This window comes from Caulobacter sp. CCH9-E1 (genome assembly GCF_001556515.1).
In the GTDB taxonomy this organism is placed as follows: Bacteria; Pseudomonadota; Alphaproteobacteria; order Caulobacterales; family Caulobacteraceae; genus Caulobacter.
Genome location: NZ_LSJA01000307.1, coordinates 1 through 14,942, shown reverse-complemented (window position 1 = coordinate 14,942; position 14,942 = coordinate 1). Strand labels below are relative to the sequence as shown.

Genomic DNA, 14,942 nt, shown 5'->3' with positions numbered 1-14,942 from the left:
CAAACCAGCCCTGGCAAAAGCCCGATTGACCCAACACAGTCGCCGGCTCTACGCTGCGCTTCGGCCGGGATGACACGGGTTTTCGCGTTTAGGAAACAGTGCATGACCCTCGCCGCCATGATCGCCGCCGACTACGGGACCATCGGCGACATCCTGCGCGAACGGGCGCGGGAGAACCCCGAGCGCCTCGCCGTCGTCATGGAGACCGGCGAGGCCGCCACCTACGCGCAGTTCGACGCCCTGGCCGACCGCGTCGCCACCGCCCTGCAGCGCGACGGGATCCAGCCGGGCGAGGCGGTGGCCGTCTGCGCCCTCTCGTCGATCCCCTATACGGCGCTGTTCCTGGGGGCTTTGCGGGCCGGCGTCGCGGTGGCGCCGATCGCGCCCTCTTCGACGCCCGAGGCGATCGCCGGCATGGTCGCCGACTGCGGCGCTCGGCTGTTCTTCCTCGACGCCGGCGTGGCCGAAGCCCAGAAGCCCGCGCCGATTCCGGTGCGCCAGATCGCGCTGGACGGCTCTTCCGCCGGAGACGCCTTCGACGCCTGGCTGGCGCCCGAAGGGGCGAAGCCGGCGCCGGTCGAGATCGGCCCCAAGCACCCGTTCAACATCATCTATTCCAGCGGCACGACCGGCACGCCCAAGGGCATCGTCCAGTCGCACGGCATGCGCTGGAAGCACATCTTCGTCGGCGACACGATCGGCTACGCCCACGCGCCGGTCAGCCTCTTGTCGACGCCGCTCTATTCCAACACCACCCTGGTCTGCTTCTTCCCGACCCTGGCCGGCGGCGGGACCGTGGTGCTGATGAAGAAGTTCGACGTCGTCCGCTATCTGGAGCTGGCCCAGAAGCATCGCGTCACCCACACCATGCTGGTGCCGGTCCAGTACCGCCGCCTGATGGAGCACCCCGACTTCGACCGCTACGACCTGTCCTCGACGCGGATGAAGTTCTGCACCAGCGCGCCGTTCTCGGCCGAGCTGAAGGGCGAGGTGCTGCGCCGCTGGCGGGGCGGTCTTGTCGAGTACTTCGGCATGACCGAGGGCGGCGGGACCTGCATCCTGATGGCCCACGAGCACCCGGACAAGCTGCACACGGTGGGCCGTCCCGCGCCCGGCCACGACATCCGCCTGATCGACGAGGACGGCGGGGAGGTCGGTCCCGGCGTGGTCGGCGAGATCGTCGGCCGCTCGGCCTCGATGATGAACGGCTATCACGGCCGGGACGACAAGACGGCCGAGGCGACCTGGATCTCGCCCGAGGGCTGGACCTTCATCCGCACCGGGGACGTCGGCCGTTTCGACGAGGACGGCTTCCTGACGCTGATGGATCGCAAGAAGGACATGATCATCAGCGGCGGTTTCAACATCTATCCGTCGGACCTGGAGGCGGTGCTGGCGACCCATCCGGCGGTGGTCGAGGCGGCGGTGGTCGGCGTGCCCTCCGACGCCTGGGGCGAGACCCCGGTGGCCTTCGTCGCGACGCGCGGAGACGTCGATCCGGAGGCCGTCCGGACCTTCGTCAACGACAAGGTGGGCAAGACCCAGCGCCTGGCGGAGGTTCGTTTCGTCGACGCCCTGCCGCGCAGCCATATCGGCAAGGTCCTGAAGCGCGAACTGCGCGAAACCTGGCAAAATTCGCCGACCAAATAGACGTTTTTGCCGCGACGGCGCGCCGCATTAGGGGCGGCGGAATCGCTGGATACGTTTGCTTAACCATAAGACGCGGCCCCTGGGTCGCCTGGTTCTTAGCGGATCCAAGTTCACGCCATGCTGCCCAAGCCCTTCGCCGCCTCGACCCTGTCCATGCCCGTCCTCGAGCCCGCCTCGGTCGGTCTCGAACCGGTGGATTTCGACGCGGTCGCCAAGGCTCTGGGCGCGCGCGGCTATGCTTCCGATCTGGAACAGCGCCTGGCCGGCCGCTTCGCGCGCCCGGTCCGCGCCCGCGCCTTCACCGACCGCGCGACGACCGTGGCGGCGGCGCTGAAGGCGCTGGGCGCGCGCCCCGGCGGCGTCTGCGTGGTCTCGGCCCTGGCCGATCTGGAGACCCTGGCCGGTGTGGCCGCGGCCGGCCTGAAGGCCTGGCTGGTCGACGTCGACCCGTTCAGCGCCATGTTCGACACCCGCCACCTGCGCGAGCGCCTGCCGCATGCGCCGGGGCCGTTGGAGGCCATCGTTCCCGCCGCCGCCCACGGCCGCGCGCCCGACATGCGCGCCTGGGCCGCCTTTCGCGACGAGACCGGTCTGCCGGTGCTGGTCGACGCCTTCGGCGCCTTCGACGTGATGATCGAGGCCCCCGTGCCCGTGCTGATCGGCCTGCCGAGCGGCGAGGGGGTGTTCGTGGCCTGCGAGGACGCGACCCCGGTCAACGCCATCGAGGGCCGCCCCTTCGTCGGCGATGACGGCGTCGCCGCCTGGGCCCGCCTGCGCCACCGCCTCTGCGCCACGGCCCAGCAGCTGCGCGTGCTGCTGCTGGACAGCGGCGTCAGCTTCCAGCCGGGCTGGGGCATGAGCTGGATCTCGCCGACCTGCGCCCTGACCCTGCCGGGCGACGACGCCGGGACCGTGGCCTGGAAGCTGCGCCAGGCGGGCGTTCCGGCCAGCTGCGCGGTCCGCGACCTGACCGTGAAGGCCGACGACACCCCGACCGCCGACCACATCGCCGCCTCGACCGTGGTGATCGAGCTGGATCCGGGCCTGGATATCGAAGGCCTGGACCGCCTGTGCGACGCGCTCAGAGAGGCGCTGGCTTGATTTGAACCCCCTCCCATGGGGAGAGGGTAGGGTGGGGGGCTAAGCCGTCAGCCGCCGCAACCCCTCACTTCCCGCCGCTACGCGGCGGGTCCCTCCTCTCCCAAGGGGAGAGGGGTTTCCTAGTGGCTCGCCGCGTAGGCCTCGACCTTCGCGACGCGCTCGGCCTTTTCGGCCTCCGACAGGAACGAGCCGGTGAAGCTGTTCTTAGCCAGGGTGACGATCTCGTCCCGCGTCAGGCCCACGGCGTCGGCGGTGGCCAGGTAGTTCTCCAGCAGGTAGCCGCCGAAATAGGCCGGATCGTCGGAATTGACCGTGGCCTTCAGGCCCAGGGCCAGCATCTTCTTCAGAGGGTGGACGTCCAGGCTGGGCACGCCGCACAGCTTCAGGTTCGACAGCGGGCAGACCGTCAGGGTGACGCCGTCCTTGACGAGGCGCGCGGTGAGGGCCGCGTCCTCGAGGGCGCGGTTGCCGTGGTCGATGCGGTCGACCTTCACCAGGTCGATGGCTTCCCAGACATATTCGGGCGGGCCTTCCTCGCCGGCGTGGGCGACGACCTTGAGGCCAAGGTCCCGCGCCGCCTGCATCACGCGGGCGAACTTGGCCGGCGGATGGCCGACCTCGGAGCTGTCGAGGCCGACGCCGGCCAGCGAGGACAGCCACGGCTTGGCCTGCTCCAGGGTCTCGAAGGCGCTCTCTTCGGACAGGTGCCGCAGGAAGCACAGGATCAGCTTGGAGGTGACGCCTAGCGTCTTCTCGGCTTCCGCCATGCCGGCCAGCAGGCCCTTGATCACCGTCTCGAAGGCGATCCCGCGGTCGGTGTGGGTCTGGGGATCGAAGAAGATCTCGGCGTGCGTGCCGCCATCGGCCGCCAGGCGCTGGAAATAGGCCAGGGCCAGGTCCTTGAAGTCGGCTTCGGTGATCAGCACCCCCGCGCCCTGGTAATAGATGTCCAGGAAGTCCTGCAGGTTCGAGAACTGATAGGCCGCCCGGATCTCGTCGACCGACGTGTAGGGCAGGGTGATCCCGTTGCGCTGGGCCAGGGCGAACATCAGCTCGGGTTCGAGGCTGCCCTCGATGTGCATGTGCAGCTCGGCCTTGGGCAGGCCGCGGACGAATTGGGCGAAAGAGGCGTCGGTCATGGGGGAGTTATGGGCCGGGGTCTTCCCTCCAATCAACCGTCTCCTTCTCCCCTTGCGGGAGAAGGTGTCGGCGGAGCCGACGGATGAGGGGGTTCTCGGCAAGGTCCGCGCGACCCCTCACCCGGCCCTGGCGGGCCACCCTCTCCCGCAAGGGGAGAGGGAAGTTGCTTACGACATCGGCGGCGCCGGCGGCGGCGGGCCTTCCGGCAACGGAATGAACTCGTCGTGGTCGAGGTCGGGCAGCTTCATGCGGCCGGCGCGCCAGTCGGCCTTGGCCTGCTCGATGCGGTCCTTGGAGGAGGAGACGAAGTTCCACTCGATGAAGCGCGGGCCGGCGGGCTCGCCGCCCATCAGCATCACGGTCGAACGCTCAAGGGCCTTGAACACCACCGTGTCGCCCGGCGCGAAGACGGCCATCTGGGCGGTGGTCAGCTCGCGGCCGTCGACCTCGACCCGGCCCTCGGCGACATAGGCGGCGCGCTCGGAATATTCGGCCGGCAGGGCCGCGGTGGTCCCCGGCTCCAGCTCCCAGTGGACGTAGAACAGCGGCGAATAGACCGGCACGTTCGACTTGGCGCCGAAGGCCTCGCCCGCGATCAGCCGCGCCTTCAGCCCGCCCTCTTCATAGTAGGGCAGGTCGGCCGGGCCCTCGTGGTGGGTGAAGCTGGGGTCGATCTCCTCGTACTCTTTCGGCAAGGCGATCCAGGCCTGCATGCCGTCCATGCGGCCGCCGTGGGCGCGCAGGCCCTCGAAGCGTTCGGAGTGGGTGATCCCCGACCCGGCGGTCATCCAGTTGACCTCGTTCGGCTTGATCACCGCCAGCGAGCCCACGCTGTCGCGGTGGGTGATCTCGCCCTCGAACAGGTAGGTCAGGGTCGACAGGCCGATGTGCGGGTGCGGACGCACGTCGGCGTCCTTGGCGAAGCCGGGCTGGAAGGTCGCCGGGCCCATGTGGTCGAGGAAGGTGAACGGCCCGACCATCCGGTGCGCATGAAACGGCAGCACCCGGCCGACCTCGAAATTGCCGAGGTTCTTGCGACGGGCTTCGATGACGAGGTCGATCATGGGAACTCCAGCGGTGGATCGGCCGGAGCTTAGCGGGGCGGGGCGGCGCTCGTCTTGTCCAAAAGGGTGGACTCGGCGCCGCCCTCCCGGGCTTGCCTACAGCGTGTCCGGCGTCTTCTTCAGCGGCCACAGCGCCAGGAGGCTGATCGCGCCGGCGGCGGCAAGATAGACGCCCACCAGCTTCAGGCCGCCGTGGGTGGCCAGGGCCTGGGCGATGGCCGGGGTCATGCCGCCGCCGATCACGCCGCCGACATTGAAGGCGATCGAGGCGCCGGTGTAGCGCACCCGCGCCGGGAACAGGCTGGGCAGCCAGGCGCCCAGCGGTCCGTAGACCAGGCCCATGACCACCAGGGCAAAGCACAGGAAGGCGGTGATGACCGGCAACGCGCCCGAGGCCATCATCGGCGCCAGGGCCGCGCCGGCGAGGATGGTCAGCAGCGAGCCGGCCATCAGCACGCGACGGGGGCTGGACTTGTCCGCCCAGTAGCCGGCCCAGACGATGCCCGCCGCCATGAACAGGATGGCGAACAGCAGCACGCCCAGGAACAGCTGGCGGCCATAGCCCAGGGCCGTGACGCCATAGCCCAGCGAGAAGGCGGTGGTCAGGTAGAACAGGGCGAAGCAGGCCACGACCGCGAAGGTGCCGCCGATCGTCTCGCGGGCATGGGTCTTCATCAGCTCGGCGACCGGCACGTGCGGCGGCGGGGCCTCGTGGGCGGCGGCCTGGAAGGCGGGGGTCTCGGTCAGCTTCAGGCGGATCCACAAGCCCACCCCGACCAGCAGGATGCTGCCCAGGAACGGCACGCGCCAGCCCCAGCTCTGGAACTGCTCGGGCGTCAGCACCGCGCCGAGAATGAGAAAGAGGCCGTTGGCGGCGATGAAGCCGACGGGCGCGCCCAGCTGCGGGAACATGCCAAAGCGCGCGCGGTAGCCGGGCGGGGCGTTCTCGACCGCCAGCAGAGCCGCGCCGCCCCACTCGCCGCCCAGTCCGAAGCCTTGGCCAAAGCGCAGCAGGCACAGCATGAAGGGCGCGATCCAGCCGGCCTGGTGATAGGTCGGCAGGAAGGCGACCAGCAGGGTCGAGCCGCCCATGATCAGCAGCGAGGCCACCAGGGTCGACTTTCTGCCAATGCGATCGCCGAAGTGGCCGAACACGATCGAGCCTAGCGGCCGGGCGATGAAGGCCACGCTGAGGCTGGCGTAGGAGGCCAACAGCTGCATGGCCGGCGAACTGGCGGGGAAGAACAGCGGTCCGAACACCAGCGAGGCGGCCGTCGCATAGATATAGAAGTCGTAGAACTCGACCGCCGTGCCGATCAGGCTGGCGGCCAGCACGCGTCGCGTCGACGCGCCGCCGGCGCTCGATTGGGCCATGTGGCCTCTCCCCAGATTGTCGGAAGATCGACGCGCGACGGCCCCTCGGCCGCCACGCGCCGTCGTAAGGATTAGCCCAGCGGGCTGACGTAGGGGCTGATCAGGCCCAGCGGCACGGCGGTCGAGTTCTTGACGCCGCGGATGACAATGCGGCTCTCGATGTTCGACACCAGGCCCAGCGACAAGAGCTTGTCGCGCAGGAATTCGTCGAAGGCGCGCATGTCGCGGGTGACGATGCGCATCTCGTAGTCGGCCGCGCCGGTCACGGTGGCGCACTGGACGACCTCGGCCCACTTGGCGACCGCCTGTTCGAACGTGTCCAGATTTTCCTTGGTCGGAAGGGACAGCTTGACGGTGCAATAGACCTCGAAGCCCAGGCCCAGCTTTTCGCGGTCCAGGATGGTCACGCGGCGCTGGATGACGCCGGCGTCCTCCAGGCGCTTGATCCGGCGCCAGCACGGGCTGGACGACAGGCCGACTCGTTCGGCGATCTCGGCGACGGACAGTCCGGCGTCGTGTTGGATGAGATCCAGGATCTTGGCATCCACGGCGTCGAGTTGTTCGGACAAGAAATTCCTCCCCCCAGCGGGCGTTGACGCTCACTTCGTGCGCAAAACGGCCACGAGTCGGGCACGCCTTGGGCAAACAATTTCCGCGCTTCTATAAGATATTGCGTTACGGGCGGGAAGACCCGGGAGGAAAATTTTTGCCATGCGGCACTCGGAAGTCACGCTCGACGACAAATATGTGCTCGAAGATGGTCGAGCTTTCATCACCGGCGTGCAGGCGCTGCTGCGGGTCCTGCTGGATCGCAAGCGCCTCGATCGCAAGCTGGGATTGAATACGGCGGGCTTTTTGTCCGGCTATAGAGGCTCCCCCCTCGGCGGTCTCGACCAGCAGGCCGCCCGCATCAACAAGCTGCTGACCGCCCACGACGTCGTCTTCAAGGAAGGCGTCAACGAGGACCTGGCCGCCACCGCCGTGTGGGGCAGCCAGCAGGCGAATCTGTTCCCCGGCGCCCTCTACGACGGCGTCTTTGGCATGTGGTACGGCAAGGCGCCCGGCGTCGACCGCACCGGCGATGTCTTCAAGCACGCCAATTTCGCGGGCGTCTTTCCGACCGGGGGCGTGCTGGCGGTGGCCGGCGACGACCACAACTGCAAGAGCTCGACCCTGCCGTCGCAGTCGGAGTTCGCCTTCCAGGACTTCGAGATGCCGGTGCTGGCGCCGGCGGACGTGCAGGAGGTGCTGGATTACGGGATCCTCGGCCTGTCGATGTCCCGCTTCTCGGGCCTGTGGACGGGCATGATCGCCCTGGCCGACACCATGGACAGCGGCGTCACGATCGACGTCTCGCTGGATCGCCACAAGCTCATTACCCCCGACTTCCCGTTCCCGCCCGGCGGTCTCGGCATCCGGCTCAAGGACCAGCCGATGGAGAAGGAGCGGCGCATGCGGCTCCACAAGATCCCGGCGGCCCTGGCCTTCGCCCGCGCCAACGGCGTCGACCGCGTGGTGCTGGGGGCTTCCCACGTCCGCGTCGGCAAGGCGCGGCTGGGCATCGTCTGCCAGGGCCAGGCCTACAAGGACGTGCTGGAGGCCTTCACGGCCATGGGCATGACCCTGCAGGAGGCCGCCGACCTGGGTGTCTCGATCTACAAGGTCGGCATGCCCTGGCCGCTGGAGCCGCTGGGCCTGCGCGCCTTCGCCGCCGGTCTCGAAACGCTGATGGTCATCGAGCACAAGCGCGCCCTGATCGAGCCCCAAGCGCGCGCAGCGCTGTATGACCTTCCCGCGCAAGCTCGGCCCCGCGTGATCGGCAAGACCGACGAGAAGGGCGGACCGCTGCTGTCGGAGCTGGGCTCGCTGTCGGTCGCGGAAATCGCGCTCGCCATCTACGACCGTCTGCCCGACGGCCCGCACATGGAGCGGGCGCGGGCCTATCTGAACCGGGTCAGCGCCGCCGGCGTCGCCGCCGTCAGCCTCGCCGCCGACCAGGCCCGCAAGCCGTTCTTCTGCTCGGGCTGCCCGCACAACACCTCGACCAAGCTGCCGGAGGGTTCGCGGGCTCTCGCCGGCATCGGCTGCCACTACATGGCCAGCTTCAACGACCCGTCGACGGACCTGAACACCCACATGGGCGGCGAGGGCCTGACCTGGGTCGGCGCCTCGCCGTTCACTAGTGAGAAGCACGTCTTCCAGAACCTGGGCGACGGCACCTACAACCACTCGGGTTCGCTGGCGATCCGGGGCGCGATCGCGGCCGGGACCAACATCACCTACAAGCTGCTCTATAACGACGCCGTCGCCATGACCGGCGGCCAGCGGGCCGAGAGCGGCTTCACCCCCGCCCAGATCACCCGCCAGCTGGCGGCCGAGGGCGTCAAGAAGACCGTCATCGTCGTCGATGACATGAAGCGCTACGAGGACGTCGAGGGCCTGGCGCCCGGCGTCGAGATCTTCCCGCGATCGGACCTGATCCGCGTGCAGGAGATGCTGCGCGACACGGCGGGCGTGACGGTGCTGCTTTACGACCAGACCTGCGCCACCGAAAAGCGCCGCCGCCGCAAGCGCGGCGCGATGCCCAAGGCGACCCAGCGCGTCTTCATCAACCCGCTGGTCTGCGAGGGCTGCGGCGACTGTTCGGTGAAGTCCAACTGCGTCTCGGTCGAGCCGCTGGCCACCGAGTTTGGCCGCAAGCGTAAGATCAACCAGTCCAGCTGCAATCAGGACTACTCTTGCGTCCAGGGCTTCTGCCCGTCGTTCATCACCCTGGAAGGGGCCGAGAGCGCGCAGGGCAAGAAGACCCCGGCGGCGCTGACCGCCGAGTCGACGCCGCTGCCGGACTTCGAGCCTTTGGCCGGCGTGCGCAAGATCCTGTTCACGGGCGTCGGCGGCACGGGCGTGACGACCGTGGCCTCGATCCTGGCCATGGCCGCCCATATCGACGGCCGGGCTGGCAGCGTGGTGGATATGACGGGTCTCGCCCAAAAGGGCGGTTCGGTGTTCAGCCACGTCAAGATCGGCGAGACCGAGGAGACCATCGTCGGCGGCCGCGTGCCGGCGGCCAGCGCCGACGTGCTGATCGCTTGCGACCTGCTGGTCGCCGCCTCGCCCGAAGGCCTGTCGCTCTACGCCAAGGACCGCACGCGCGCGTTCGGCAACAGCGACTTCGCCCCCACCGCCGACTTCGTCACCAGCCGCGACATCCGCTTCGATAGCGGCTCCATGGCCCGGCGGGTCAAGGGCGCGACCCAGACCTTCGACGCCTGCCCGGCCCAGCACCTGGCCGAGAGCCAGTTCGGCGACGCCATCTACGCCAACATGATCATGGTCGGTTTCGCCTGGCAGCGGGGGGTGATCCCGGTCTCCAGCCGGGCCCTCTATCGCGCGATCAAGCTGAACGGCGTCGACGCCGACGCCAACCTGCAGGCCTTCGAGCTGGGCCGCCGCGTCGCCCACGACCCGGCTTCTATCGAGGTCAAGGAAGACAAGGTCGCCACGCCCGAGACCATGCCGCTGGACGATCTGATCGCCCACCGCACCGCTGAGCTGACGGCCTATCAGAACGCGTCTTACGCCCAGCGCTACGCGGACAAGGTCGCCAAGGTCCGCGCGGCCGAGACCGCCATGTCCGGCGCGGACTCGGCGCTGCCGCTGACCCGCGCGGCGGCGACGAACCTCTACAAGCTGATGGCCTACAAGGACGAGTACGAGGTCGCGCGGCTCTATACCGACGGTCGGTTCGCGGCCGAGCTGGCCGGGACCTTCAAGGGCGGCAAGACCAAGGTCTGGCTCTCCCCGCCGCTGCTGGCGCCCAAGGGCGCCGACGGCAAGCCCAGGAAGATCGCCTTCGGCGGCTGGATGCTGGATCTGGCCTTCCCGGTCATGGCCAGGATGAAGGGCCTGCGCGGCGGCGCGCTCGACATCTTCGGCCACACCGAGGAGCGCCGGATGGAGCGCGGCCTGATCGCGTCGTACGAGGTGACCCTGGACCGCCTGGTGGCGGGGCTGTGCGTCGAGAGCCTGCCGCTGGCCCTGAAGATCGCCGAGATCCCGCAACAGATCCGCGGCTACGGCCACGTCAAGGACGCCTCGGTGAAGGTCGCCAAGGCGGCCGAGGAGAAGCTCTGGGCGCAGTGGGGTAGGGGCTAGGCGGGATTCTGGAGAGCGGGCCTGATTGCGCACCCCACGAATCCCTCTTCCAAAGGGAGAGGGAGGGGCCCGCCGCGAAGCGGTGGGAGGGAGAGGGGTTACGAGGTCTGACGGCGTGCCGGCGCTCCGTCGAACGTCGTACCCCCTCACCCCGACCCTCTCCCCATGGGAGAGGGAGCAGTGTCTCCTATCCACCCCAAGTCGCCGCTCGGAAAGCCCGTCTCTTACCGCCTGAACGGCACCTTCGTCGTCTGGTACGTCGCCGCGCGCCAGACCCACTCCAGCGGGCCGTAGTAAAAGCGCTTGAACCACAGCGTCGCCACGATCCCTTGCAGGACCAGGAAGCCCAACCCCAGCCACAGGGCCGTGGACTGCGGCAGCCACTGCCAGGCGCCCAGGCCAAAGCCGTAGAAGATCGGCACCCAGATCAGCGACTGCAGGACGTAGAAGGTCAGGGTCATGCGGCCCATGGGGGCGAGGCGGTCCAGCGCCTTGCGCAGCGGACCCGTATGGAGCTCGACGATCAGCAGCACGTAGACGCCCATCAGCGAGACGTCGAACCAGCCGCCCAGCAGCGTGCCGATCAGCTTGCGGGCCATCGGCGCGGCGGTCGCGTCGGGGGCGAGGGCCTGCAGGGCCGGCGAGCCCAGGTGACAGGCGATGGCGAAGGCGGCCAAGGCGGTGAGGGCGGCGCGGCGCTCGGCCTTGAAGCGGTCCGGATCGTCGAAGAAGCCGGCGCGGCCCAGGCGCAGGCCGACCAGGAACAGGGCCAGGATCTGGAACAGACGCCCGGTCTCGATGAAGAACCACCACTTGAAGGTCTGACCCTGGCCGACGTTCCAGACCAGCATCTGGCCCAGCGGCGCGGTGCGGTAGAAGGCGGGGCCGGTGTCGGCGTAGTGATGCGGCGGCTGGTTGGCCCAGGCCTCGCCGCCCAAGGCGCCCCAGAGCTGGAACAGCAGGCCCGGCTGGAGCAGCAGCACGGCGGCGACGCCGAGGATCATCTGGTTGCTGGCGCGGTGATAGGGAACCAGGATCAGGCCCAGCGGCGCCAGCACCATCAGGATGTCGCCGCGATAGACGAGGCTGTGAACGAGGCCGATCAGCGCCAGCACCGCCATCCGCCAGGCGAAGCGCTTCGAGAAGTCGACGCCCCGCCGGTCGGCCTTGTCCATCAGCAGGAAGAAGCTGAGGCCAAAGCACAGGGTCAGCAGGCTGAACGCCTTGCCCATGAAGAAGGTCGTGAAGATCGTGTGGGTCAGGTTCTGCTGCGGCGCCGCCCAGTAGATCTCGTACTGCTCGAACATATGGACCATGTAGACGCCGATCAGGGCGAAGGCGCGCAGGGTGTCGATCAGCAGATTGCGCGCTGGCGCGACCGTCATGGCGTTGGTCATGGTTTCCCCACCTTGTCCGATAGGACGTCCCCGGACGTCTTGGCGTCCTTGGCGAAAGCGCGACCTTGGCCAATCCGACGGCGCTGTCAATTGATTGCGGCTTCGCGGCGCCTGGCGCGGGGGGAGGTTCGTGCTAGGCTTTGGGCATGAACAGGCCGGTCGATCAAAGCCAGGTGACGGTGCGCATCAGCGCCGAGGACGCCGCCGATCTGCAGGCGCGCGTCGATCGCGGCGAGTTCGCGTCCCTGGACGAGGGGCTCGCGGCCGAACTGGCCGAACTCAACTATCGCCGGGCGGCCGATATCGTCGGCGGCTCGGAGAAGCTCGAGGCCCTGCTCGATGAGCTGGAAGCCGAGGCCATCGACCCAGGCGAGTGCGTCGATGGGCGAGCGTTCCTGTCCGAGATGCTGGCTGACTTGGAAGCTCGGGCCAAGGCCGCCGGAGAGTGAGGTCTGGCTATGTCCTGACGAAGCGGGCTCAGCGCGACCTGAACCGCATTGGGGCCTATATCGCCAAGGATAGCCCCAGGGCTGCCGTGCATTTCATCGAAGGCCTCATTGAGGAGTTCGACCAGATCGCGGCCTTTCCCTTCATGGCTCAGGCCGTCGCGAGAAATCCCAGCTTCCGTCGGCTTCCCTACGGCGCTTACGTCATCTTCTATCAAGTGAGCGAACAGGAGGTCGTCATTCGCTCCATCGAGCATTCGGCGACACTGAAATGACCAAGTACGATTTCGACGCCGTTGTGGTGGGGGCCGGGGCCGTGGGGCTGGCCTGCGGCTACGCCCTGGCCCGGCGCGGCCTGATGGTGGTGGTGCTGGAGGCCGAGGGCCACATCGGCCAGGGCGTCTCGTCGCGCAATTCCGAGGTGATCCACGGCGGGCTCTACTATCCGACCGGCTCGCTGAAGGCGCGGTTGTGCGTGCAGGGACGGCGCATGCTCTACGCGTTCCTCGACGCGCACGGCGTCGCCTACAAGCGCTGCGGCAAGCTGGTGGTGGCGACCAGCCGGGACGAGATTCCGCGCCTCGACGCCATCTGGGACCAGGCCCTGGCCAATGATGTGGAGGGCATGGAGCGGCTGACGGGCGAGCAAGCCCGCGCCCTCGAGCCGGGCCTCAACGCCCACGCGGCCCTGCTGTCGCCGGAGAGCGGCGTCTTCGCCAGCCACGACTACATGCTGGCCCTGCAAGGCGAGATCGAGGCCGCCGGGGGGGCAGTGGTGCTGGGAACGCCTTTCGAGGGCGCCGAGCCGTTCGCGGGCGGCGGCTTCAAGGTGCGGGCCGGGGGCGCGGACCCGACCAGCCTGACCTGCCGGCTGCTGGTCACCGCGCCGGGACTCTCCGCCCAGGACGTGGCGGCTCGGATCGAGGGCTATCCCGAGGACCGCATTCCCAAGGCCCACTACGGCAAGGGCGTCTATTTCCGCCTGACCGGCAAGGCGCCGTTCCAGCGGCTGATCTATCCGCCGCCGATCCATGGCGCGCTGGGCACCCACTACCGCAACGACCTGGGCGGCCAGGCGGTGTTCGGGCCGGATCTCGAATATGTCCCGGCGCCCGACTATTCGGTCGATCCGGCGCGGGCCGAGGCCTTCGCCGCCTATATCCGCAAGTTCTGGCCGGGCCTGCCCGACGGCGTCCTGAGCCCCGACTACGCCGGCGTGCGGCCCAAGCTGCACGGACCAGGCGAGCCCCAGCCCGACTTCCAGCTGCGCGGCGCCGAGGATCACGGGTTCGAGGGGCTGATGGCCCTGTTCGGCATCGAGAGCCCCGGGCTCACCAGCTCGCTGGCGATCGGCGAGGAGGTCGCGGCGCGGTTGGGAGCAACCGTCCAGGTCCCGCGTTGACACCGTGGCCGGGCGCCACGATGGTCCCGGCCCGTAAAGCCGCTCCCGGAGCCCGTCTTGAGCAACATCCTGCACGCCATGCTGGGCAAGGGGCTGGGCGGCCTGGAGCAGGTGTTCCTCGACTATCAGCCGATCCTGGAGGCGTGGGCCGAGCGTCATGGCGGGCGCTGCGTGGGCGTCGTGCGCCGAGGCGGCAAGATCGCTGCCGCCCAGGCGGGCCGAACCCCGCTGGCCACCATGCCCGCCCTGACCGACTGGGACCCGCTGACCGTCGGCGCCGCCAAGGCGGTGGTCCGCGCCACGCGGCCGGACCTGATCCTCAGCCACGGCCAGCGCCCCGCGCGGATCTTCGCCAAGGTCGCGCCAGCGAACGCGGTGCAGGCTGTCTGCGTGCACAAGCCGGTCTTCGACATCCGCCCGGACGTCCACTACCTGTGCGTCGGCAAGCACCTGGCGCGGCTGGCGATCGAGCGCGGCGCCAGCGCCGACCACGTCCATGTCATCCCTAACGCGGTGAAGCCGCCGACCGCTCGGGCGGAACCTTTCGCGCGGGCGGAGGGGCCCATCCGCATCGTCGCGGCCGGGCGGCTGCATCCGAAGAAGGGCTTCGACGTCCTGATCCGCGCGGTCGGCAAGCTGCGCGCCTGGGACCTGGAGGTGGTCTGCGAGATCGCCGGCGAGGGCGGCGAGCGCGGCGCTCTCGAATCTCTGATCCGCGAGCTCGACCTCGATTCTTGCGTCAAGCTGGTCGGCTGGCGCCAGGACGTGGCCGGCTTCCTGGCGACGGGCGATCTCTTCGCCTTCCCCTCGCACCAAGAGGGGTTTCCTCTGACCCTGCTGGAGGCGATGGGCGTGGGATTGCCGGTCGTGGCGTCCGAGATCGAGGGGCCGATCGAGATGATTAAGGACGGGGTCAACGGCCGCCTCGCGCCGGAAGACGATCCCGACCGCCTGGCCGAGGCGCTGGGCGAGCTGATCGGCGACCGCGACAGCGCGCGGCGGATGGGCCAGGCGGCTCGCACGCTGGTGCTTGAGCAGTATGGTCCCGACCAACTGGCGCGACGCTTGGAAGCGGTGCTCGACGGAATGCTTTCGTAGACGGCCGTAAGGCTTGATGCGAAGCGCGCTTGGGCGTATGACCCCCGTCCGTCCTGGCGATGGCTGGGTAGCTCAGATGGTTAGAGCGGTGGATTCATAACCCACAGGTCGGCGG

At 68.8% G+C, this 14,942-nt stretch carries 12 protein-coding genes and 1 pseudogene; 7 read left to right on the top strand and 6 right to left on the bottom strand.

The window, feature by feature from the left end:
• Positions 1–102: 102 nt before the first annotated feature.
• Entirely contained in the window at positions 103–1,650 is a 1,548-nt protein-coding gene (locus tag AX690_RS17340; protein ID WP_066685676.1) for a class I adenylate-forming enzyme family protein, read from the top strand.
• Positions 1,651–1,767: 117 nt separating this feature from the next.
• The gene (locus tag AX690_RS17335; protein WP_066685674.1) at positions 1,768–2,751 is read left to right on the top strand and encodes a DegT/DnrJ/EryC1/StrS family aminotransferase; all 984 of its coding nucleotides are present in this window, start codon (positions 1,768–1,770) and stop codon (positions 2,749–2,751) included.
• Positions 2,752–2,870: 119 nt separating this feature from the next.
• Here AX690_RS17335 and AX690_RS17330 read toward each other — a convergent pair whose 3' ends face one another.
• The 4 genes from AX690_RS17330 to AX690_RS17315 all read right to left on the bottom strand — a co-directional run bounded on the left by AX690_RS17330 (position 2,871) and on the right by AX690_RS17315 (position 6,898).
• Positions 2,871–3,890: an adenosine deaminase gene (locus AX690_RS17330; protein ID WP_066685673.1), complete on the bottom strand. Its 1,020-nt coding sequence runs from the start codon at positions 3,888–3,890 to the stop codon at positions 2,871–2,873.
• 168 nt (positions 3,891–4,058) lie between these two features.
• Positions 4,059–4,955 carry a pirin family protein gene (locus tag AX690_RS17325; RefSeq protein WP_066685672.1) on the bottom strand — a complete coding sequence of 299 codons (897 nt, stop codon included), beginning with the start codon at positions 4,953–4,955 and terminating at the stop codon, positions 4,059–4,061.
• A 96-nt stretch (positions 4,956–5,051) separates the two neighbouring features.
• A complete protein-coding gene (locus AX690_RS17320) occupies positions 5,052–6,329 on the bottom strand; it encodes an MFS transporter (protein ID WP_066685667.1) in 1,278 nt (425 codons plus the stop codon).
• Positions 6,330–6,400: 71 nt separating this feature from the next.
• On the bottom strand, positions 6,401–6,898 hold the full coding sequence (locus tag AX690_RS17315; RefSeq protein ID WP_004620861.1) for an Lrp/AsnC family transcriptional regulator: 498 nt from the start codon (positions 6,896–6,898) through the stop codon (positions 6,401–6,403).
• A gap of 142 nt (positions 6,899–7,040) precedes the next feature.
• On the opposite strand from AX690_RS17315, the gene AX690_RS17310 reads away from it, so the two are divergent.
• Entirely contained in the window at positions 7,041–10,484 is a 3,444-nt protein-coding gene (locus AX690_RS17310) for an indolepyruvate ferredoxin oxidoreductase family protein (protein ID WP_066685664.1), read from the top strand.
• 39 nt (positions 10,485–10,523) lie between these two features.
• Here AX690_RS17310 and AX690_RS22445 read toward each other — a convergent pair.
• Together AX690_RS22445 and AX690_RS17305 are read right to left on the bottom strand one after the other, a co-directional pair.
• Positions 10,524–10,679, bottom strand: a pseudogene (locus AX690_RS22445) (hypothetical protein); the annotation flags it as partial.
• Positions 10,680–10,708: 29 nt separating this feature from the next.
• Complete coding sequence (locus tag AX690_RS17305; RefSeq protein WP_066685662.1) at positions 10,709–11,881, bottom strand: DUF418 domain-containing protein; 1,173 nt, start codon at positions 11,879–11,881, stop codon at positions 10,709–10,711.
• A gap of 146 nt (positions 11,882–12,027) precedes the next feature.
• Between AX690_RS17305 and AX690_RS17300 the strand changes: the two genes are divergently transcribed.
• The 4 genes from AX690_RS17300 to AX690_RS17285 are packed head-to-tail and all read left to right on the top strand — an operon-like array spanning position 12,028 to position 14,827.
• Positions 12,028–12,330 (top strand): hypothetical protein, encoded by a 303-nt coding sequence (locus AX690_RS17300; RefSeq protein WP_066685660.1) that lies wholly within the window; start codon positions 12,028–12,030, stop codon positions 12,328–12,330.
• Entirely contained in the window at positions 12,327–12,602 is a 276-nt protein-coding gene (locus tag AX690_RS17295; RefSeq protein WP_066685658.1) for a type II toxin-antitoxin system RelE/ParE family toxin, read from the top strand. The genes AX690_RS17300 and AX690_RS17295 overlap by 4 nt, the downstream gene beginning before the upstream one ends.
• Positions 12,599–13,729, top strand: a complete 1,131-nt coding sequence (locus AX690_RS17290) for an NAD(P)/FAD-dependent oxidoreductase (RefSeq protein ID WP_066685656.1) — start codon at positions 12,599–12,601, stop codon at positions 13,727–13,729. Before AX690_RS17295 ends, AX690_RS17290 begins: the two co-directional genes overlap by 4 nt.
• Before the next feature lie 57 nt (positions 13,730–13,786).
• Positions 13,787–14,827, top strand: a complete 1,041-nt coding sequence (locus tag AX690_RS17285; protein ID WP_066685654.1) for a glycosyltransferase — start codon at positions 13,787–13,789, stop codon at positions 14,825–14,827.
• Positions 14,828–14,942 lie beyond the last annotated feature (115 nt).